The sequence below is a fragment of the Roseateles oligotrophus genome (assembly GCF_025717515.1).
GTDB lineage: Bacteria > Pseudomonadota > Gammaproteobacteria > Burkholderiales > Burkholderiaceae_C > Paucibacter_A > Paucibacter_A oligotrophus.
Window position 1 is genome coordinate 398,799 of sequence record NZ_JAJIRN010000004.1, and the last position, 21,014, is coordinate 419,812.

Annotated in this window: 19 protein-coding genes; 8 read left to right on the plus strand and 11 right to left on the minus strand. The window is 63.0% G+C overall.

The window, feature by feature from the left end:
- Window positions 1-30: 30 nt before the first annotated feature.
- Entirely contained in the window at window positions 31-372 is a 342-nt protein-coding gene (locus tag LNV07_RS10870) for a TonB family protein (protein WP_263571172.1), read from the plus strand.
- Window positions 373-490: 118 nt separating this feature from the next.
- Here the strand turns inward: LNV07_RS10870 and LNV07_RS10875 are convergent, their stop codons facing one another.
- The 4 genes from LNV07_RS10875 to LNV07_RS10890 form a co-directional block, all read right to left on the minus strand.
- Window positions 491-1,372, minus strand: coding sequence for a transposase (locus LNV07_RS10875; protein ID WP_263571173.1), 882 nt, complete (start codon window positions 1,370-1,372; stop codon window positions 491-493).
- Between the two features lie 3 nt (window positions 1,373-1,375).
- The gene (locus tag LNV07_RS10880) at window positions 1,376-1,972 is read right to left on the minus strand and encodes an REP-associated tyrosine transposase (RefSeq protein WP_263571174.1); all 597 of its coding nucleotides are present in this window, start codon (window positions 1,970-1,972) and stop codon (window positions 1,376-1,378) included.
- 125 nt (window positions 1,973-2,097) lie between these two features.
- Window positions 2,098-2,730, minus strand: a complete 633-nt coding sequence (locus tag LNV07_RS10885; protein ID WP_263571175.1) for a hypothetical protein — start codon at window positions 2,728-2,730, stop codon at window positions 2,098-2,100.
- 241 nt (window positions 2,731-2,971) lie between these two features.
- The gene (locus tag LNV07_RS10890) at window positions 2,972-4,312 is read right to left on the minus strand and encodes a glycosyltransferase family 4 protein (RefSeq protein ID WP_263571176.1); all 1,341 of its coding nucleotides are present in this window, start codon (window positions 4,310-4,312) and stop codon (window positions 2,972-2,974) included.
- A 456-nt stretch (window positions 4,313-4,768) separates the two neighbouring features.
- On the opposite strand from LNV07_RS10890, the gene LNV07_RS10895 reads away from it, so the two are divergent.
- Window positions 4,769-5,278 carry a hypothetical protein gene (locus tag LNV07_RS10895; RefSeq protein ID WP_263571177.1) on the plus strand — a complete coding sequence of 170 codons (510 nt, stop codon included), beginning with the start codon at window positions 4,769-4,771 and terminating at the stop codon, window positions 5,276-5,278.
- A 33-nt stretch (window positions 5,279-5,311) separates the two neighbouring features.
- On the opposite strand, the gene LNV07_RS10900 is transcribed toward LNV07_RS10895, so the two are convergent.
- Window positions 5,312-5,731 (minus strand): cold shock domain-containing protein, encoded by a 420-nt coding sequence (locus LNV07_RS10900; RefSeq protein WP_263571178.1) that lies wholly within the window; start codon window positions 5,729-5,731, stop codon window positions 5,312-5,314.
- Between the two features lie 234 nt (window positions 5,732-5,965).
- Here LNV07_RS10900 and ylqF point away from each other — a divergent pair, with 234 nt between their 5' ends.
- Together ylqF and LNV07_RS10910 are read left to right on the plus strand one after the other, a co-directional pair.
- A complete protein-coding gene (gene ylqF, locus LNV07_RS10905) occupies window positions 5,966-6,955 on the plus strand; it encodes a ribosome biogenesis GTPase YlqF (RefSeq protein WP_263571179.1) in 990 nt (329 codons plus the stop codon).
- 42 nt (window positions 6,956-6,997) lie between these two features.
- Window positions 6,998-8,674: a sialidase family protein gene (locus LNV07_RS10910; RefSeq protein ID WP_263571180.1), complete on the plus strand. Its 1,677-nt coding sequence runs from the start codon at window positions 6,998-7,000 to the stop codon at window positions 8,672-8,674.
- Window positions 8,675-8,684: 10 nt separating this feature from the next.
- On the opposite strand, the gene LNV07_RS10915 is transcribed toward LNV07_RS10910, so the two are convergent.
- A complete protein-coding gene (locus LNV07_RS10915; RefSeq protein WP_263571181.1) occupies window positions 8,685-9,878 on the minus strand; it encodes a YbfB/YjiJ family MFS transporter in 1,194 nt (397 codons plus the stop codon).
- 64 nt (window positions 9,879-9,942) lie between these two features.
- Between LNV07_RS10915 and LNV07_RS10920 the strand changes: the two genes are divergently transcribed.
- Window positions 9,943-10,779 carry a M90 family metallopeptidase gene (locus LNV07_RS10920; protein ID WP_263571182.1) on the plus strand — a complete coding sequence of 279 codons (837 nt, stop codon included), beginning with the start codon at window positions 9,943-9,945 and terminating at the stop codon, window positions 10,777-10,779.
- On the opposite strand, the gene LNV07_RS10925 is transcribed toward LNV07_RS10920, so the two are convergent.
- The 4 genes from LNV07_RS10925 to LNV07_RS10940 are packed head-to-tail and all read right to left on the minus strand — an operon-like array spanning window position 10,776 to window position 14,448.
- Window positions 10,776-11,471, minus strand: a complete 696-nt coding sequence (locus LNV07_RS10925; RefSeq protein ID WP_263571183.1) for a CBS domain-containing protein — start codon at window positions 11,469-11,471, stop codon at window positions 10,776-10,778. The genes LNV07_RS10920 and LNV07_RS10925 overlap by 4 nt on opposite strands.
- A gap of 5 nt (window positions 11,472-11,476) precedes the next feature.
- Window positions 11,477-12,685 (minus strand): GGDEF domain-containing protein, encoded by a 1,209-nt coding sequence (locus LNV07_RS10930; protein ID WP_263571184.1) that lies wholly within the window; start codon window positions 12,683-12,685, stop codon window positions 11,477-11,479.
- A gap of 34 nt (window positions 12,686-12,719) precedes the next feature.
- A complete protein-coding gene (locus LNV07_RS10935; protein WP_263571185.1) occupies window positions 12,720-13,601 on the minus strand; it encodes a Rossmann-like and DUF2520 domain-containing protein in 882 nt (293 codons plus the stop codon).
- 10 nt (window positions 13,602-13,611) lie between these two features.
- Window positions 13,612-14,448, minus strand: coding sequence for a class I SAM-dependent methyltransferase (locus tag LNV07_RS10940; protein ID WP_263571186.1), 837 nt, complete (start codon window positions 14,446-14,448; stop codon window positions 13,612-13,614).
- 150 nt (window positions 14,449-14,598) lie between these two features.
- On the opposite strand from LNV07_RS10940, the gene LNV07_RS10945 reads away from it, so the two are divergent.
- The 3 genes from LNV07_RS10945 to LNV07_RS10955 all read left to right on the plus strand — a co-directional run bounded on the left by LNV07_RS10945 (window position 14,599) and on the right by LNV07_RS10955 (window position 19,427).
- The gene (locus tag LNV07_RS10945) at window positions 14,599-14,940 is read left to right on the plus strand and encodes a zinc ribbon domain-containing protein YjdM (protein WP_263571187.1); all 342 of its coding nucleotides are present in this window, start codon (window positions 14,599-14,601) and stop codon (window positions 14,938-14,940) included.
- A 94-nt stretch (window positions 14,941-15,034) separates the two neighbouring features.
- A complete protein-coding gene (locus LNV07_RS10950) occupies window positions 15,035-16,276 on the plus strand; it encodes an efflux RND transporter periplasmic adaptor subunit (RefSeq protein ID WP_263571188.1) in 1,242 nt (413 codons plus the stop codon).
- Window positions 16,277-16,319: 43 nt separating this feature from the next.
- Window positions 16,320-19,427 (plus strand): efflux RND transporter permease subunit, encoded by a 3,108-nt coding sequence (locus LNV07_RS10955; RefSeq protein WP_263571189.1) that lies wholly within the window; start codon window positions 16,320-16,322, stop codon window positions 19,425-19,427.
- Here the strand turns inward: LNV07_RS10955 and LNV07_RS10960 are convergent, their stop codons facing one another.
- Window positions 19,428-20,885, minus strand: coding sequence for an aminotransferase-like domain-containing protein (locus LNV07_RS10960; RefSeq protein ID WP_263571190.1), 1,458 nt, complete (start codon window positions 20,883-20,885; stop codon window positions 19,428-19,430).
- Between the last annotated feature and the right edge of the window lie 129 nt (window positions 20,886-21,014).

Sequence of the window (21,014 nt, forward strand, 5' to 3'; positions counted from 1 at the left end):
TTCCTACTTCTCCCGTCCTAGTAAAACGCCATGATCACGACTTCAAGCTCCACCCTGACACGCGCCGCTGCCCTCTTCTGCACCGGCCTCGCTCTGGCCTTCAGCGCGCAAGCTGCTGCCCCGAAGATCATGAAAAAGGTACCGCCTGAGTTTCCGGCCGAAGCCGTCAAGGCCTCGGTCTCCAACGGCGTGGTCAAGGCCAAGATGTCAATCGACGCGGAAGGCGCCGTCACCGGCGTTGACATCCTCGAAGCGCAGCCACGCAAGGTCTTCGACAAAGCGGTCACGCGCGCGCTCATGGACTGGCGCTTTGAAGCCAGCGGCGAAAAGCAGTCACACGAAGTCAAGCTGGTCTTCAATAACGAAGACTGAGAGGCCGAGCACTTTCGACCCGCCTACCGCTCATGCCCGGTAGCTTGGAGGAATCTTCAAAGAAGCTAATTCAGGGTCAGCAGGAATTCAGGGCCAGGTCTCAAAAATTATCCCCTCTTCATGCCCTAACCTTCTGCCGCTGACGCTCTGCCCGCGCAATCAACTGGCTGACTCTGGCGACCGTCAAGCCGATCTCGGCCGCAAGGGCTGTCATCGTCAGACCACTCTCGCTGTAGGCCCGACGCAGAGCCTCTTCGCGGCTTGAGCATTGCGCTAGCCACCGGGTTAACGTCTGCGGGGAACTGCGCTGGGCCTTCGGAACCAGGCGGCTGAGCTTGGCCGGCGGGGTGGCCGCATCAAGCATCCGCACGACAAATTCATCATCACCCAGATAGATTTGCCGGTTCAGCGCCACGCCCCACAGATCACAGCCTCGCCCAGCCGCCACCAGCTCCGCGTATGCCCGCTGTGCTTTGGCGCGATCGTCGGCACCCAATATGTCGAGCCCCAACAAATAGCCCAGCAGCCCGGCGCTATCCAGCCAATCTGGCGGCGTCGCCTGCCCGATATGAGCTCGGTAGCTTGACCACGCCCAATCACCGGCTGCGTCCACCATGCGGGCCCGCACGGGATTGAGTTCCACATATCGGCAGACCTCCAGCAAATAGGCATCCCGATCCACCAAGATCGCCTTGAAGCGGCCCTGAAACAAATGACCCACCTTGTTGTGCCTGCGATTGAAGGCCTGGGTATAGACACCATTGATGTGGCGCATCAGCGCCGACAAATTACCCTGCCGCGTCTGCATCACGAAGTGGTAATGATTGCCCATCAAGCAATACGCCAACATCCCCGCGTCGAATCGCGACAAGCCCTGCGCCACAACCGCCAGCAGGCGCGCCCGGTCGGCGTCGTCAACAAAAATATCCTCCCGTCGGTCGCCTCGCGACGTGACGTGATACAGCGCGCCAGGAAATTCGATGCGAAGTGGGCGAGACATGGCTCAATGTAGCGGGGAATGGGAATGGCTGGGGTTTATATTTGAGACCTGACCCCGATTTTCATACTGTGCTTTGGCGCGATCATCGGCACCCAATATGTCGAGCCCCAACAAATAGCCCAGCAGTCCGGCGCTATCCAGCCAATCTGGCGGCGTCGCCTGCCCGATATGAGCTCGGTAGCTTGACCATGCCCAATCACCGGGTGCGTCCACCATGCGGGCCCGCACGGGATTGAGTTCCACATATCGGCAGACCTCCAGCAAATAGGCATCCCGATCCACCAAGATCGCCTTGAAGCGGCCCTGAAACAAATGACCCACCTTGTTGTGCCTGCGATTGAAGGCCTGGGTATAGACACCATTGATGTGGCGCATCAGCGCCGACAAATTACCCTGCCGCGTCTGCATCACGAAGTGGTAATGATTGCCCATCAAGCAATACGCCAACATCCCCGCGTCGAATCGCGACAAGCCCTGCGCCACAACCGCCAGCAGGCGCGCCCGGTCGGTGTCGTCCACAAAGATGTCCTCTCGCCGGTCGCCCCGCGAAGTGACGTGATACAGCGCGCCTGGAAATTCGATGCGAAGTGGGCGAGACATGGCTCAATGTAGCTGGAACTCGGAATGGGGGGGTTATATTTGAGACCTGAGCCCGATTTTGCACGTGACCCCGATTTTGCACGATTTTGCTTGTATGAAATTGAATCGCTCATGAATACTCTCAATTAACGTTTAAATAAATACTGAAAAGGAATACTGAAGAAGTTAAAAATGGCTTGACACCACACAAACCATATAGTCGCTGCGCCAGCCGCAGCGCTTGCACCAACAATGGCCAGCCCAGGCTTGGTCGAAACCATAAAGCTAACCATCAGCTGCCCACGGCTTCCATGGGCTTTGTTGGTGGGTTGGTCGGGGAAGATGTAAAAAAATGCCAGTAGCGCTGCAAATACAAAAATCCCAAGGAACCCTTTTAACCACAACACCCACTTACCGCGCGGCTCTCCCAGAACGGCAAACTGCAAATATTCGAGTTGAGATTCGATCGAGAGAAAGCTAGCCGTACCGCACAGAAATGCGAATGCCAGCATGGCAACGAGGTAAACGAACACAACATTGGGAGAGCTAGCAATGATCGAAAGTTTGTGCGCGGACGGTATCAAAACACCGAGTTGTTGAAATATAAAGCTTTTGGCAAGCCAATCAGACTCCGGCAACAAAAACGGCAACACAAGACCGAATCCACAAAGCCAAATTATCCCGTTCGTCAATCGCGAGTTGCTTCTGACCACGGACGGATAATTGGTGGCAGGCTCCGCAATTTTTTGGTCAACATTTTTTTCTATTTTCGATATCATAGTATTTCCATCAATAACTTATAGCCATAAAAACATTTGAACCTAATGAAATGAACGCGCGCCACTGATGATTTAGTTATTTTCATTCATAGAACCATAATTCCCACTGCCTCTGCATACTCGAAGAGTCCCTCCACTGAATCGGCCACAGGGTCACTAGTGAGGCCTCAATATTTTTTTCTAGCATAGGTGGGTACACCAAAACATATAGCGCCCCTGTAATGAAACTACGAATACGGCACTAATCCTGTGTTGCTTCAGATTGATGAACTGGCCGCCACGAGTTCGAATCAGATAAATTTCCATTTACATTTAATACCTGATCCAGTCGTTTCCAGGCACTTCGCAACTGCATAAGCACCTCAACACTTCGCAAACCCTCTACCCGACCAAACTTCGCCTGAATCTCGGCCCTGGCATTGCCCCGAATGGATGCAAAACGCTGGGGCTCAGTGATGGCCTGCACGGTCTTCTCGGCGATTTCATTGACATCCGTGAAGCCGACCAGTCGGCCGTTTTCTCCGCCCCTGAGAACCTCCCTGACCGGCGCCGTATCCGAGCAAACCACCAAACATCCCGAGGCCATCGCCTCCAACATCGACCAGCTCAGCACGAATGGATACGTGAGGTAGACATGCGCACCGGACACTTGCAATAAGCGCTTGTAGTCGGCGTAGGGCAGCTTGCCGACGAAATGGGTGCGCGCCGGGTCCAACCTTGATCCGACCTCGGCCAGCATTTTTTCTCGCCAAGTTTTGAACTTTCCGCACTTGGGCCGACTGCCGTAACTGACCTCGTCACCGCCGGCGATCACGGTATGGCGTTGCCTGTGCTCGGCCTGAATGGCCGGCAAGGCCCGCATGAAGGAATGAAAGCCTCGGTAGGGCTCCAGATTGCGCGCCACATAGGTGACGACCGGATCCCCAGCCTTCAGGATCTGTCCATTCGGCAACTTGCACCGCGCCGTTGAATCGGGCCACAAATTCTGGGTATCAATACCCTCATGTGCCACCGTGATCTTGTCCCGGTAGGCGAGCGGGTGCTGCGCTTTCTGCCACTGCGTCGGGTTGATCGCCGCGTCGCAGTTCTCCAGGTTCAACAGATGCAAGGCGTTCCAGCTGCGGATGCGCGCCTGATCGTCAAAGGTGACCGGGAACTCAGGATCAAACCCAATATCTGCGCCCTGGCTGTTGTAGAACCATTCCGCGAAGTGCACCAGGCGCGCACCGGGAAACACATCCTTCGCATACAGCGTCTCGCCCCAGCCTGGGTGCGCCAAGATCGCGTCTGGTTTGAAGCCCTGGCGTTTCAGATCCAGCAGCACCCGCGCGACGGCCTGACCGTGCAACACCGCGTCTTCCATTTTGCGAAGGTAATGATGTTGATTGGCATGAACTGGCCGATGCGGCTTGTAGCGCAGCATTTTGAAAAAGCCGGGGGCCTCGGGCAAACCTGGCGCTGTGTCACGCCCAATGGCGATGACCTCATAACCCGGTCGCGTTTTCGCCCACTCGGCGGCCATGTGCCGGAATTGGCCGGGGAAGTTTTGGTGAATGACGGGAATCTTCATGGTGATGATCAACGTTCTTTCAGGCGCTCATTCACATGGCGTTGCACTAGGCCAAGCCCAGTAACCTGGAGTGAACCCCATGAACTCCAAGGCCAGTGGAGGCGGAAAAATCTGTACTGTGACGTCGCCGGGAAATTGCCTGTCGATGAGTTCTGGAGCTCGCTCCAAGCCGCCAAACTGGTGAACTTTCCCCTCGCTCCTTGTCCGAAACATCCTCGGTGCCGCTGCTGCTAACTTTTGCTTTCAGCGTAGCATGGCGAAGCCATTGAAATTCCCCGGCATGATCCTGACCACATGGCCCGCGCGCGCAAAAATCACGCCTTGGCTCTCCAACACCTACAACGGCCACCAGAGAGGTCTACTTTCAACTCGTCGGCCCTGCCCCTGCCCATTGAAAAAGCTCATACCCCTCAAGTCTTGCCCAAGCCGGCCGAAATAGACCGATCAAGCCGCTAGACCCTATCCGCTATGGACCAAGCCCGCCGACTGACCTTGCCCGAACTGGAGGCCGCCCTGGCCACCATGGTGCATGAGCGCTACTTCGAGGCGGAGAGCGATGACGAGGCCGAAATGCAGGCGGTCGAGGCGCGTGATACCGAATACCTGCTAACCCGCATCCGCTGCCTGGAACTGAATCTCAAAGCAGCGGAAGAGGAGTTGAGCTGGATAGGCCCGGGCGGGCGCAACACGCCGGCGCAATCGCTGCGGCGCATCAAGGCACTATGTGCCCGCTTCCCCGATTTGTTCAACGCGATGCAAGCGGTGGCGGTCACGCATCCGGCGGTGTCCCGCGAGATGCTGGCAATGGCGATCAAACAGTTTCGGCGCGATGCCGATGCACTCAGCCAGGACGATGTGGTGGGGCTGTTGACCAGCGTCGTCAACGGCGCCCATCAAGCCTTTGACGCGGTGCTGCGTACCCGCAAAGGCGCCGAGCGCAAGGCAACCTCCTTGCCCTGGGGCAAGCATAACGAGTAGGCAAGTCGGTAGCCGACCACCACCGCTCAGCGCTCAGCGCAGCGTGCTGGTGCTGGACACCAAGCGGGCGATATGCCGCCCATCGGACGGGCTGAACTCCAGCCAACTGAACACCGCAGCGACGACCACCAATCCAAGCAACACATAGGCCGAACTCGGGCGCTGAGACTTGTTGGGCACCGCCCGCCGACCCTGTGTGCGCGAAGGGGCCAAGGCAGACGGAAGTTCCCGAGTCGCCGCGCCGGACTTCAAGCGTTGCACGCGGCTGGCCTGTTTCTGATTGTTTCGTCCTGTCACAATTTCGAAGCTGATGCGCTCACCCGCGACGGGCTGCGGCCCCTCGGCCGGGAACGCCGAAATATGGATGAACAGTTCTTGGCCACCCTGATCGGGCATGACCGCGCCATAGCCTCGCTCAATATGCCAGACGGTTAATTTGCCTTCGAAACGCATGATGGACCTCACTCGATTTGAAAATCCCGGCTCTCTTTGGGCCTTTGGGATCAAGGTCTAGGCCTCTTGACCCACCTCTCTTGACTGCTCGACCCGATCTTGCCCCTTGCTCGCGGCAAGCCTGCAACAGTCGGTAAGCAATGTTTCCGGCGCCGACCCGCGACAATCGGGCATTCAAGCCCCCGAGCCAACAGCTGCGGCGGCGACCTTGGCAATTCAGAAAGACACAAAAACATGGCCATCCACTGGTTCCCCGGGCATATGAATTCGACCCGCAATGCGATCAACGATCGCATGAAGGCCGGCCTCGACGTCGTGATCGAGCTGCTGGACGCGCGCCTGCCCGGCTCCAGCGCCAACCCGCTGCTGGCCAAGCTGACCGAGGGCAAGCCCACGCTCAAGCTGCTGAACAAGCAAGACCTGGCCGACCCCGAGCGCACCGCCCTATGGCTGGACCATTACAACGCGCTGCCCGACACCCGCGCGATTGGCCTGGACGCCTCGATCAAAGCGCCGGCGCAAGCCTTGATCAAGGCCTGCCGCGAGTTGGCGCCGCTGCGTGGCGGCATGGTCAAGCCGGTGCGCGTGCTGATCTGCGGCATTCCCAATGTGGGCAAGTCAACGCTGATCAACACCATCACGACCAAGCGCATCGCCAAGACCGGCGACGAGCCCGGCATCACCAAGATCGAGCAGAAGATCGTGCTGGAAAACGACTTCTACCTCTTCGACACACCGGGCATGCTGTGGCCGCGCATCACGATCGAAGAAAGCGGCTACAACCTGGCCGCCAGCGGCGCGATCGGCCGCAATGCGTTTGAGGAAGAAGAGGTCGCGCTGGAGCTGCTGGCGCGGCTGCGCCAGAACTATGCCGGCCAGGTGGAAGAGCGCTACAAGCTCGGCGATGTGAGCAGCCTGAGCGATGAGGAATTGCTGACCGCGATCGGCCGCAAGCGCGGCGCCATGCTCAGCGGTGGGCGGGTCAATCTGCAAAAGGCCGCCGAGGTGCTGATCTATGAGTTCCGCCAATGCATACTCGGCCGCATCACGCTGGAGACACCGACCGAGTTCAAGCAATGGGCCGCAGCGGCCGATGCGGCCGAAGAAACGCGCAAGGACAAAACCAGCAAGCGAAGAAAGAAGGCCGCCGAGGAGCGCGCGCCGATGGCCACAAAGCCAAGCACCGAGGCCGCGCCCAGCGAGCCAGACCGCATGGAAGAATGACCGCTGCGCGCTGCGGCGCGGCATGCCCAAAGGAAGACCAGCATGAGTTTGCCAAGCAAGACCTGGACCGGCGTACCGGCATTGGCGCTCGCCATTGCGACCCTGAGTAGCTGCGGCGGCGGGGGTGATAGCAGCGCCCCGGCCCCGGCACCCGCGCCAGCGCCAAGCCCCGCCCCTGCACTGCCCGGCAATCGCATCAGCGCCGACAGCCCGGTCGCGGCGGGCTGCACCGGCGGCTCAAGCGGCGGCTCAAACAGCGGCACCCTGTACGCCAACGCCGAGGTTGAACCCTTTGCCGCCGTTCACCCGGGCAACGCCAATGTGCTGATCAGCGCCTGGCAGCAAGACCGCTGGAGCAGCGGCGGCGCACGCGGCTTGGTCACCGCCGTGTCGAGCGACGCCGGCGTCAGCTGGACCCGCCGGCTCCTGCCCTTCTCGCGCTGCGGCGGCGCGGCAGCGGGGAGCAGCGGCGACTACGAGCGCGCCAGCGACCCCTGGGTCGACATCGGCCCCAGCGGCGTGATGTATTCGATGGCCTTGGGCTTCACCGGCACGGCCTTCACGCCGGGCGCCAGCTCAGCCCTACTGGCCAGCCGTTCGCTCGACGGCGGCCAGACCTGGAGCACGCCGGCCACCCTGCTGCGCGACGGCGAGACGCTCTTTAACGACAAGAACGCGCTGACCGCCGACCCGACCGATGAGCGCTATGTCTATGCCGTCTGGGATCGCCTGGAGTCGACGAACTTCGGGCCCACGCTGCTGGCGCGCTCGACCGACAGCGGCGCCAGCTGGGAGCCGGCGACCATCATCTACCGCCCCAGCGTGGCCGCAGGCATCAGCCAGACCATTGGTAACCGCATCGTGGTGCTGCAAGACGGCACGCTGGTCAATCTATTCACCCAAATCGACACCGTCGGCAGCAGATCGAGCAGTTGGCTGGGTGTGCTGCGCTCCAGCGACAAGGGCTTGACTTGGTCGGCGCCGATACGCATCAGCGACATCCAGGCGGTCGGCGCCAAAGACCCGCAGACGGGCAAGGCCATACGCGACGGCGCGACGCTGGCCTCGATCGCCGTCGGGCCCGCCGGCAGCTTGTGGCTGACCTGGCAGGACGCACGCTTCAGCGGCGGCCTGCGCGATGCGATTCTTGTGACTCGCTCGGTCGATGGCGGCCGCAACTGGACGGCGCCGGTGGCCATCAACCGAGACCCCGGCGTTGCCGCCTTCACGCCGACGGTGGCGGTCAACGCCGAAGGGCAAGTGGCCATCAGCCATTACGACCTGCGCGCCGACACGGCCGATGCCACCACCTTGCTCGCCAGCGCCTGGTTGCTGAGTTCGCGTGACGGCCTGACATGGGTCGAGACCAAGATCTGGGGGCCTTTTGACATGGCACAGGCGCCCGACGCACGCGGGCTTTTTCTTGGCGACTACCAGGGTTTGATCGGCAGCGGAACCGGCTTCTTGCCGGTGCTCGCGCTGTCCAGCCAAGACGGTAACAATCGCAGCGATATTTATGCGCTGCGCGTGACGCCGGTGATGGCTGCGGCCGCCGCGCCGACTGCCAAGATCATGGCCCGGGCGCCAACCGCCAGCCGGCCCGAGGGACTAGGCGAGCCGGCCTTCCGGCGCGCCAGCCACGAAGCCATCGCCGCGCTGATGGAGCGCCGGGTGCCCGGATGGGAGCAGCGCTTCAAGAAGAATGCCGGCCCGCCCTGAACAAGCAGGCTCAAACGCCCGGTTCGCCTTGCGTCCATAGGCGCAGCAGCAGGCCCATGCCCACCAGCAGGACTGCGGCCGTGATCCACAGCGCGCCCCGGTAGCTGCCGCTGGCCTGCGCCATCGCGCCCGCCAAAGCCGGCGCGCAAACCTGCGCCAGGCCGTAGCTGAGCGTCAGGCGGGCCATTGCCTTGCCGGGGTTGTCGGGTGCGCGCCGGCCGACCAGGGCCAGCGTCAGGCTGACGATGCCAATGAAGGTGGCGCCATACAGAAAAGCGCCCGCCAGCGCGGCGGCCAGGCCGTTCGACCAGGCCGGCAACAGCACCGAGACCGTCTGCAAACCGAAGGCCAAGAGCAAGGCGGGCAGCTCGCCCCAGCGGCGCGCGAGCTGGTCCCACAAGAATACGGCCGGCGTGGCGGACAGGCCGACCAAGGCCCAGGCCCAAGGGCCTTGACCGGCCAGCAGCGGCTGGCGCTCGACGATGGCGACGGTGAAGGTGGCGCTGATCACAAAGCCCCAGCCGGCGCAGAAGTACATCAACATCATCAAGCCCAGCCAGCGCCGGGATGTTGTGCTCGGCTTGGCCTGAGAGCCAAGCGCGGCGGGCGGCACCGGTGGCCGCCAGGCCCAGGCCGGCATGAGAAACAGCAGACCGATCAGCGCAAAACCCAGCCATTGCTGAGCCCAGCTCAAGAACAGGCCGCTCATCGCAAACGCGCCCAGCGCCGACACCACGATGCCCAGGCCCAGGCCGGTGAAATGCAGGCCCAGCTCGGGCCGGCGGCCATTGCGCATCAGCCAGTTCAGCACCAGGCCCGAGCCCAACAACATGCCGGCCGCGCCGCACAAGCCGCCCAGGTAACGCGATAGCGCCCAGACCCAGAAATTGCCGCTGAGACCCATCAGCGCGGTGACACCCAGGCTCAGCACGAGGCCGGCGCTGTAGAGGCGCTGGCGCAGCCTTGCGTCATCAACCCAGGCCGCCAGCAAGGCGCCGCTCATATAGCCGAGGTAATTGATCGAGGCCAGCCAGCCGCCGGCCACATCGCTTAAATCCGCCTGCGCCTGCATCAGCGGCAGCAGCGGCGTGTAGGCAAAGCGCGCCAAACCTATGGTCAAGACCAGGCCGCAGATGCCGCCCGCAATGACTTGCCAAGCCTGGAGCGGCCGCGCCGTGGTCGGGGATAGGTCGGAACTGTGCATGGCCGCAAGCCTAAGGCATTCGACCGCCCTTGCAATCGACACAAACGCGCCCATGTGGCGAGCTATGGACATCAACGCCCTGCCCCTGCTGCTCACCATCGCCTTTGGCCTGGGCCTGATCGCTTGGCTGGCCGGTGGCCCCTTGCTGCAGCGCCGACGCCGCCAGAAGCTGCGCGAGCAACCGTTTCCGCAGGCCTGGCGGCGCATTCTGCGGCGCCGTGTGCCCTTGGTGCAGCGCCTGCCGGCCGACCTGCAGCTGCGGCTGAAGCAGGACATCCAAGTCTTTCTGGCCGAGAAGCCGATTCTGGGTTGCGGCGGCCTGACCGTGACGGACGAGATGCGCGTCAGCATCGCAGCGCAGGCCTGCCTGCCGCTCTTGGGCGCCAGGCGCGGTTACTACCCGCAGCTCAAGCAGATCCTGCTCTACCCCGGCGCCTTTGTGGTGGACCGGCCGGTCAATCAAGCGGGCGGTGTGCAGATGGAGCAGCGCCGTGCGCTGGCCGGCGAGAGCTGGGTGCAGGGTCAGGTCTTGCTGTCCTGGAGCGATGTGCAGGCCGGCGCGGCCGACCCGGAGGATGGTCATAACGTCGTGATTCATGAATTCGCCCACCAACTCGATCAGGCCAAAGGCCATGCCAATGGCGCGCCGCAGCTGGCCAGCAAACAGGCCTACCGGCAATGGTCGACGGTGATGCAAAACGAATACGACGCCTTGCGGGCTCGGCTGGCAATGGGCGAAGCAGGCCTGATTGACGCCTACGGCGCCACCGATCCGGCAGAGTTTTTTGCCGTCAGCAGCGAGCTCTTCTTTGAGCGGCCGCTGGATCTGGCCCAGCAGCACCCGGCACTCTACGGCTTGCTGCGCGACTACTACCGCATCAACCCGCTGAACTGGAACTAACTCCAGAGATTCAGCGGCGCCTCGCGGGTCAAGGCGCGCAGGATGTCGGTGCGGGACAAGAAGCCCAGCATGTCGCCCCGGTCATCGACCACCGGCAGACCCGGCAAACGCAGGTCCAGCAAGGCTTGCGCCACTTCTCGAATCGGCGTATCGGGCCGCGCCGCCGGCACCGGGCTCCACATCACTTCGGCCACCGGGCGCGCCAGCCATGCGGCCCAAGCCTGCGCATCCTCGAAGTTAGCCGGCCCCGGCAATAGGTCCGCCCGCAGCAGCAGCCCGACCAAACGCCCCCGCTCATTGACCACCGGCGCCTGCCCGACGCGGGCCTGGCCGAGTATGGCCAAGCCTTGGGCCAGCGTCGAAGCGAGCGGCACCGTGTGCAGGTCCAGGCTCATCAATTGCTCGACCAGGCTCAAGACCTGCCGCTCGGCACCGGCATTGGTGGTGAGCGCCTGGGCCTGCGCGTAGGCAGCCAAGGCGTCGCGCGGTTGCGGTTCGGCGCCACCCAGCGCGGCCAAGGTAGTGTCGGGCGCGGGCCCGGCCAGAATCACATCCGGCGAAAACTGTTCGCCCCGCCGCGTGGTGGCCTCGACCGCCCTCACTCGGGCCACGGACTGCACCGCACCCAGCTCGCGCAGCCCTTCCAATCGGCCACTGAAAATACGCCCGTTCAGGCCGTAGACAGTAAACATAATGCTCAGGCCTTGCTGATACGTTCCGTGGATGGAGGCAGATCCGGGCCGGCCGAAGCCGCGGCTTGCGCCACTTCAACGCGGTTGCGCCCCCCTTGCTTGGCACGGTAGAGCGCGGCATCGGCGGCTGCCACCAAGCCATCGGCGGTATCGGCTCCGGTGATGGCGCCACCGCGCACGCCGATGCTGATCGTGATCGCGATGCTGTGCACGCCCCATTGAATCGGCGTTGCCTCCACCGCCGCACGCAGCGCCTCGGCCAACACCTGCGCGCCCTCCAGGCTGGTATCAGGCAAGATCGCCAAGAACTCTTCACCACCGAATCGCCCGATTTGATCCTGCGCCCGCAGTCGACTCTGCAGGGTCTGCGCCACGCTACTCAGCACCACATCACCGGCTTGATGACCGAAGTTGTCATTGACACGCTTGAAGTGATCAACGTCAAGCATCAGCACGCTCAAGTATTGGCCTTGACGCTGCGCGCGCGCCACGGTCATCAGCAATTGGTCGCCGATGGCGCGGCGATTCGCCAGCCCGGTCAACATATCCTTCATCGCCAACTCGAAGTTGCGCTGCTCGGCGCGCTCCATCGTCATGTAGACAAAGCCAAGCGTGATGCTCAGTACCGCGCACAAGGAAATCAAGAACACCGGCCCCAAGCCGCGGCCGCTGGCCGCAAGCGTCTGGGTATCAAGCAAGCCCAATAACGCCAAAGCGGCCCGCGCCAACAGCGTCAGCAACAAGGTGCCAAAAGCACCCAACAAAATGTAGCGGCCTCGGCCATGCCGGGGCTGGCTAGGGTCCAGCAGTGCCGCCAGAATCAAGCCGATCTGCCATGCGTAGATCAAAGACGAACAGACCACCCGAACCGTGCTGTACTGAGCCAACAAGGCGTACAGCAGCGGCACGAGCAGCAAAGGCGCCAGGTACCAGCGCCCGTTCTGGGCCACCCCTTGAAAGCGCCGCACGGCCTGCAGCATCAGCACCAAGGCGACCGCATAGGCCGTACTGCCGCCAATCAGGAACACCTGCGGCGGCAAAAAATCTTGCAGGCCGAAAAACACATGGCTCGCCGTATAGGCCAACAAGGCCAATGCCCAAGCCCAAAGAGCATGGCCCAAGGGCTGCCCCCAAGCCATGAAACAAACCCAAAACGCCATCAACAGGCCAACCACCGTAACCACAAGGTAAAGCGTAGCCTGGTCAAGATTCATAACGTTGATTCTAAAAGCCGCATGAACTTGAACGCTAGGTATTTAGCAAGCGGGCCAGAGCCAGCAAGGCGCCCTCATCCAAGCGGCCGCTGGCTTGCGCCAGCCTCAATTGCCGACGCGCCAGTTCGCGGTAGATGTCGCCATGCTCGCGCCCCAGCCCGTCGAAGGCCTGCAAGTGAGCGGCCACCACACCCCTATCGCCGCGCGAAATGGGGCCCGACAAGGCGCCAGCGAGCCCACGCGCCGCTGCCGCATCCAAGGTGCCGCGCGCCAAGGGCAACAAGGCCTGCAGCGCCGCCTCGGGCGGCAAGCCTATCTGCGACCAGACTTGCGCCGCCTCGTCCAACATCGAGAGCAGAAAACTCGCCGCGAAACTGGCGGCGCCGTGATACGCAGCCCTGGTGCCGGGCTGCAACTGCAGGGGATTCATTTGCAGGAGCCGCGCCAAGTCATGCAAGTCGGCCGACAAGGCCTCAGACTCGGCGCCAACCTCGATCGCCACCGCACTGCCGGCCAGCAAGGCCAAGGCCCTTGTCGGGTCGGAAAAAATCTGCAAGGGATGAAATCCGCCGACTTGTGCGCCGACCGCCGCCGCCGTATGCAGCGTCGTCAGTTCGGTGGCGCCGCTGCAATGCACAAGAGCTTGGCCGGCCGACCAAGGCAGCGAAGCGGCCAAGCTGGCGATCGCGTCGTCCGGCACCGACAGAAAAACCAAATCCGCCGCCGCCGCCGCCTCGGCCGCACTCAGCGCCCGACAGCCGGGCAATTGCGCGGCCAATTGCTCGGCCGCGACCGGGCTGCGGCTGGCCACCGCCACCACCGCCAAGCCTCGGGCAGCGCACGCGCGAGCCAAGGTCTGACCCAGTCGGCCGGCTCCGATGAAGGCCAGCCGGCGCGCCGCAATTGCCCTTGTCATCCGTGCAAACTCAAGGTTTGACGAACTTCAGCGTCATCCGGTCGCTCTCACCGATGGCCTCGAACTTTGCACGGTCCTTGTCCTTCAACCCATAAGTAGGCGGCAGCGACCAAACGCCGCCCTCATGGTCGGCCGTGTCCTTGGGATTGGCGTTGACCTCGGAGCTGGCGGCCAGCTTGAAGCCAGCGTTCTCGGCCATGCGGATCACATAGGCCTGATGCACATAACCGCTCTCGGCCTTTTCATCCTGCTTGACCGAGGCCGGCCGGCGATGCTCGACGACACCAAATGTGCCGCCCGGCTTGAGTGCCGTGAAGGCGCTCTTGAATACCGCTTGGGTCTTTTCTTCTCCGGCGCCTATCCAGTTGTGGACATTGCGAAAGGTCAGCACCAGATCTGCCGAGCCGGGTTTTGCGTAGTCCAGCTTGGATCCACCGGCCGAGAACACCGTGACTTGGGCGCGGTCATAAACGGCCGGCAGGGCGGCCAGCTTGTCCTTCATCCTGGCCGCACTGCGCTGGAAATAGGCAATCTCGGACGCGGGGTCATCGCCGGCCAGAATCAGCTGACCTTTGTCGCGCAGATAGGGCGCCAGGATCTCGGTATACCAACCACCGCCGGGTGACAACTCAACCACGGTGTAATTCGGCTTGATGCCAAAGAAGGTCAAGGTCTCGTAAGGGTGGCGCGCGGCGTCGCGAAGCACATAGGCAGGGGTGCGATGAGGGCTGGCAATTGCCGCCTTCAAGGCATCGTCCGCCTGCACCGGCGCAGCTGCCATCAGGGCGGCACAGGCCGCCGCGAGGCCCAAGGTCCAATGTTTGCTCATCTTCATCGTCAGCGTCATGGTGGTGATCCGGGTTAGGTGAATAAGTTTTGGCCAGCCGAAGTATGGCGCCAGTGGCGAACCCATGCCAAAGGGCATGGCTCGGCTCGGCTTGACCGCCGCCGCCTCGCTTATATTAGACGCCCCGTACCCTGCCCCGAACCCACCATCATGTCCAACCCTGCTGCCTGTCCTGTTTGCACTCTTGAGAACACCTATCGGGACGGCGAAATGAATATCTGCCCCGATTGCGGCCATGAATGGGGCGATGCCGTCGAGGCCAGCCCGGCCGATGAAGGCAGCAAGGTCGTGCGCGATGCCAACGGCCAGGTACTGGTCGACGGCGACTCGGTCATCTTGGTCAAGGATCTGAAGGTCAAGGGCTCGTCCATCACCCTCAAAAAAGGCGCCAAGGCCAAGGGCATCAGGCTGGTTGATGGCGACCATGACGTAGATTGCAAGATCGACGGTGTCAGCCTGATGCTGAAGTCGGAGTTTTTGAAGAAAGCCTGAGCCGGACTGAAGCAAGCCTGAGGCTTGATTCAGCCTGCGAAGGGGTGCGGCCCCCGGACATTTCCCCGGCCTTTCAAACAAGAAAGTTGACTCCATGCAACGCAAGTCCGTCCTGGCCCTGATCACTGTCGCCATGATTGCCACCGCTGGAGCGGCCTGGTGGACTTGGAAACAAGGCCAACCCCTCGGCAAGCCCGGCAGCGGCCCGGCCAAGGCTGGCGGCCCGCAAAGCGTCAGCGTTTTCACCGCCTTGCTGCAAGACGTGCCCCTGATGCTGGAAGCCAGCGGCACGGTGACGGCGCTGAAGCAGGTCGAGCTGCGCGCGCAGACCACCAACACGGTCAAGGAAGTCTTGATCAAAGATGGTCAAACGGTGCGCAAGGGCGACTTGCTGTTTCGCTTTGACGAGCGCGCCGACCGCGCCAATTTCGACAAGGCCCGCGCCCAGCTCGCACGCGACCGGGCCAGCCTGGCCGATCTGCAGCGCCAACATCAGCGCGCGGTGGATCTGCGCGCACAGAACTTCGTCGCGCAAAGCGCGCTGGACACCGCCTTGTCCAACCTGGAAGCCCAACGGGCGCTGATCCAGGCCGACGAGGCTGCGCTGCAGTCGGCGCAGGTGGCGCTGACCTACAACGAAATTCACGCGCCAATGAACGGTCGGGCCGGCACGGTCAATGTGGTGGCCGGCAGCCTGGTGCAGGCCAATTCAAGCGCGCCGCCGCTGGTCAGCATTGCGCAAATTAACCCCGTCGCGGTCGGCTTTGTGCTGCCCGAGACGCAGTTGGCGGCGCTGCTGCAAGCGACCCGTGGCGCCAAGCCGCAAGGCTTGAACGCGGAGGTCTTGCTGGCAGGCGAGCGGCGCGCCAAAGCCGAAACCAAGGCCGAAACCAAGGCGCTGGGCCGGGTCACTTTTGTCGACAACCTGGTCGACAGTACGACCGGCACGATCAAGGTCCGCGCCGAGTTCAATAACGAACAAGAGCTGCTCTGGCCCGGCCAATATGTGCGCCTGCGCCTGCAACTGGGCAGCCTCAAGGAGGCGGTGGTGATACCGCAAGCGGCCATCATTCAGCGCGGCAACGAGCGCTCGGTCTATGTGATCGATGCCGAGCAATTGGCCCAGCCCAAGCCGGTCCAAATCCGCCACAGCTTCGGCGAGATGGTGGTGGTGGACGGCATCAATGCCGGCGCAAAAGTGGTGCTGGACGGCAAACAGAATCTGCGCCCCGGCACGCCAGTGAAGGCGCAGCCCGCGGCGCTCAATCCGGCCGCGCCAAAACGCCCGGCTTCAGTTGCATCATCGGCATCATCGGCATCGAGAGTTGGCGCATGAGTCGGGGCAAGCATCCGATGCAATGCTTGAGTCAGGTGGCGCCATGAGTCTGACCGAGCTCTTCATCCGCCGGCCGGTGATGACCGTGCTGCTCAATCTGGCCTTGGTGATCGCGGGTCTGGCCGCTTGGAGCAAGATTCCGGTGGCGGCCTTGCCGTCTTACAACACGCCGGTCATCAATGTGCAGGCCGCCTTGCCGGGCGCCTCGCCGGAGACCATGGCCGCCTCGGTGGCGCTGCCGCTGGAGAAGCAGTTCTCCACCATCGCCGGCCTGGCCAGCATCTCGTCCTCCAGCATCCTGGGCAGCACCTCGCTGACCCTGGAGTTCGAGTCCTCTCGCAATATCGATGCGGCCGCGGTCGACGTGCAAGCCGCGCTGTTCCGCGCGCTGCGGGCGCTGCCGTCCGAAATGAACAGCCCACCCAGCTACCGCAAGGTCAACCCGGCGGATGCGCCGGTCTTGCTGGTGGCACTGACCTCGCCGTCCATCAATCTATCGGACTTGAACGACTTTGCCGAGAACCTGCTGACGCCCAGCCTGTCAACCATAGACGGCGTGGCGCAGGTTTCGATCTATGGTCAAAAACGCTATGCGGTGCGGGTCAAGGTCAGTAACGATTTACTCAGCCAGCGCAATATCACGCTGGAAGAACTGCAAGCGGCCATCCGCAGCGCCAATGCCAACACGCCGGTCGGCGTCTTGGACGGCCATCGCCAGACGCTGACCATCCAGGCCAATAAGCAGCTGCGCAATGCCAAGGAATTTGGCGCCATCGTGGTGGCCAGCCGCAATGGCGCGCCGGTGTTCTTGCGCGACGTGGCCGAACTGCAGGACAGTTTTGAGACCGTCAAATCCTTCTCCAGTTTCAATGGCGAGCGCTCCATCGTGCTGGCCGTGCAGCGCCAGCCGGACGCCAACACCGTCAAGGTGGTCGATGCGGTGAAGGCGATGCTGCCGCGCTTCGCCGCGCAGTTGCCCGCCTCGGTGCAAATGAGCACGCTGAATGACCGCTCGGTGTCGGTGCGCGAGTCGCTGCACGACGTCTATTTCACCCTGGCGCTGACCGTCGCGCTGGTGGTGCTGGTGATCTTCATCTTCTTGCGGCGAGCGGTGGCGACGCTGATCCCGACGCTGTCGCTGCCGATCTCGCTGATCGGCGCCGTGACGATCTTGTTCGCGCTGGGTTACAGCTTGAACAATATCTCGCTGCTCGGCATCACGCTGGCCGTGGGCCTGGTGGTCGACGACGCGATCGTGATGCTGGAGAACATCCACCGCCATATCGAGGACGGTATGGACCCGTTTTCGGCCGCCGTGCGCGGCGCGCGCGAGATGGCTTTCACCATCGTGTCGATCTCGATCTCGCTGGTCGCGGTGCTGATCCCGATCTTCTTCATGCCGGGCGTGATCGGCCTGCTTTTCCATGAGTTCGCGGTGGTGGTGTCGCTGGCCATTCTGGTCTCGGCCGGCGTGTCGCTGAGCCTGGTGCCGATGTTGTGCAGCCGCTTTTTGCGCCCCCACGCGGCGCATCAGGAAGGCGCCTTGGGGCGGCGCTTTGAGCGCGGCTTCAATGCGCTGCTGGGCGGCTACACGCGCAGCCTCGACCTGGCCCTGCGCCACCGCAATTGGGTGTTAGCGCTGGCTTTGTTGACCTTTGTGGCCAGCGCCTGGTTCTATCACGCCATTCCCAAGGGCTTTTTCCCGGAGGAAGACATCGGGCAAATCCAGGCCAGCACCGAGGCGGCGGAGGACATCTCCTTCAACGCGATGACGGTCTTGCAAGAACGCGCCGCCGCGATCGTCAAAGACCACCCGGCCGTGGCCAGCGTGGCGGCGGCCGTGGGCGCGGGCGGCGGTGGCGGCGGCAACGCCGGCAACACCGGCCGCATGTTCATCAATTTGAAGCCGCGCGGCGAACGCCCGCCGATGAAAGAAGTGCTGGAAAGCCTGCGCAAGCAGCTGCGCGTGGTGCCGGGTCTGGCGGTCTATTTGCGGCCGGTGCAAAACCTGCAACTGGGCGGGCGCCAAAGCAAGAGCCGCTACCAATACACGCTGCAATCGGTGGCCGGCGGGGAGCTTGGTGTCTGGGCGTCCAAGCTGCAAGAAAAGCTGCGCGCCGACCCGCTGTTTCGCGACGTCACCAGTGACTCGCAACTGAAGGGCCTGCAGGCCAATCTGATCATCGACCGCGAGCGTGCGGCAGCACTTGGCGTGCAGATGCAAGACCTGCGCAGCGCTTTGTACAACGCCTTCGGTGACCGGCAGGTGTCCAGCATTTATGCCGAGAGCAACACCTACCAGGTGATCATGGAGGCGCGCGACGATGAGCGCCAGAACGAGCAGGCGCTGGCCAAGATCCATCTGCGCGGCAAGGGCGGTGCGCTGGTGCCGCTGAGCGCATTTGCCACCGTCGAACGCGGCCTGGGGCCCACCTCGATCAATCACCAGGGCCAGTTGCAGGCGGTCACGGTGGCCTTCAACCTGGCGGCCGATGTGCCGCTGGGCGACGCCACCGCCAAGCTGGACGCTTATGTGAAGGCGCTACAAATGCCCAGCAGCATCATCACCAGCTATGGCGGCGACGCCGCCGTATTCCAGGACTCGCAAGGGGGTCAGCTCTTGCTGATTGGGCTGGCGATCGCGGTGATCTATGTGCTGCTGGGCGTGCTGTACGAGAGTTTCATCCACCCGCTGACGATCTTGGCCGGCCTGCCCTCGGCGGCCGTCGGCGCCTTGATAACGCTGCAACTGTTCGGCATGGACCTGACGCTGATCGCCACCATCGGCATCCTGATGCTGATCGGCATCGTCAAGAAGAACGCCATCATGATGATCGACTTCGCGCTCGACGCGCAGCGCATGGGCGGCATGAAACCAGCTGAGGCGATCCGCGCGGCCTGCATCCTGCGCTTTCGTCCCATCATGATGACAACCTTGGCCGCGCTGATGGGGGCGCTGCCGATTGCGCTCGGCCTGGGCGCGGGGGCCGAGTTGCGCCAACCCTTGGGTCTGGCGGTGGCCGGCGGTTTGATCCTGTCACAGGCGGTGACGCTCTACATCACGCCGGTGATCTATCTGGCGCTGGACCGCTTCAGTGGCAAAGGGCCGGACCAACGGGTGGTGGTGGTGGAGGCGCCGCAGGCCGGCTAATCAGGCCGCTCGCTTGATCAGGGCCGCGTCCAGCAGCTGAGCGGCCAAGGCCCCGATGCGGCGCAGCGCTTGGGGGTGCTCCGGCCCCCAACGCCCGCCCACACCCAGCCTGATGCAGTGCCGAAAGCGCGGGCTCGCGCTGAACATCGAGCCGGGCGCGACGCAAATATTCTCCGCCAGGCAGGCCTCGTACAAGGCCACCGCGTCCAAGCCCCCCGGCAGTTCCACCCAAAGGATGAAGCCCCCACCCGGGTCGCTGACGCGCGTGCCTTTGGGGAAGCTGTCGGCAATCAGGCTGCGTGCTTCGTCGACGCGCCGCGCCAGCGTGGCACGCAACTGGCGCAGCGCAGCCGCCGCGCCGGCCTGATTCAGCAGGTCCGCCAGGGCCAGCTCCACCACGGCGGTCTGCGCGCCCGATTGCACCGATTGGATCTTGTGCAAGGCCTGCGCCCAGCGGCCACCATCCACCCAACCCAAACGCAGGCCAGGCGCCATCGTCTTGCTGAACGAGCCGCAAATCATCACATGGCCGCTGCTGTCAAACGAGCGCACGGCACGCCGCTTGTCCTCTTGCTCGGCCAGGTCGTTGTAGATCACGTCTTCGATCAAGGCCACATCGTGCCGCAGCACCATCTGCGCCAGCCGCTTGCGCTCGGCCACCGCCATGCAAGAGCCCATGGGGTTGGACAAGGTCGGCACCACCAGCACCGCCTTGACCGGCTGAGTTTCCAGCGCGAGTTGCAAGGCATCGAGCGACATGCCGTGGCGCGGATGGGTCGGAATCTCCAAGGCGCGCAGGTGCAGGCTTTGCAGAATTTCCAGAAAACCAAAGTAGGTCGGTGACTCCAAAGCCACCACATCACCGGGCTTGGTGACCGCCTTCAGGCAGAGCGTGATCGCTTCCATGCAGCTGCTGGTGATCAGCACATCGTCGGGCTGCAACTCGCAACCCAGCCCAAGCGCGTAACGGGCCACCGCACGGCGCAGCTCCTCTCGCCCCGGCCCGAGCGGGTAGGTGCAGAGCAGATCGCGGTGACGCTGCACCACCCGGGTGAGCGCCCGGCGCACGCGGTCCTGGTCAAACAGATCGGGCTCGGGACAAGCCGCCCCAAACGAGATCAGGCCCGGCTCCACCGACTGACGCAGCACCTCCTGCCCGAGCTCGTCCAGCTGCACCACCCGCGAGCGCGCGCCCGGGCGGGAAGATTGAGGCTCCGGCAACAAGGCCGGGCGGGCGGCCACGAAGTAGCCCGATCTCGGCCGGGCTTCGATCAGCCGGGCGTCCTCCAGCCAACGCAGCGCCTGCACCGCGGTCGACGCCGATACCGATTGCTGCGACGCCAACTCGCGCACCGAGGGCAGGCGTTCGCCGCGCTTCAAGGTACCGGCACGGATCGCCCGCGCCAATCGCTCGGCGATTTGCAGATAGAGCGGTCCGCTGTTAGAAGCCTCATCCATGCGCCATTCTGTACCAGCCTGCGGCTTTTCAGGCAGTACAGATGGCCACCAAGCCGAACCATACAGACCAAGCATTCACCAGACCTGTACGGTACAGATTGGCTTGACCCTGTGGCTGGCGGCGAGCAC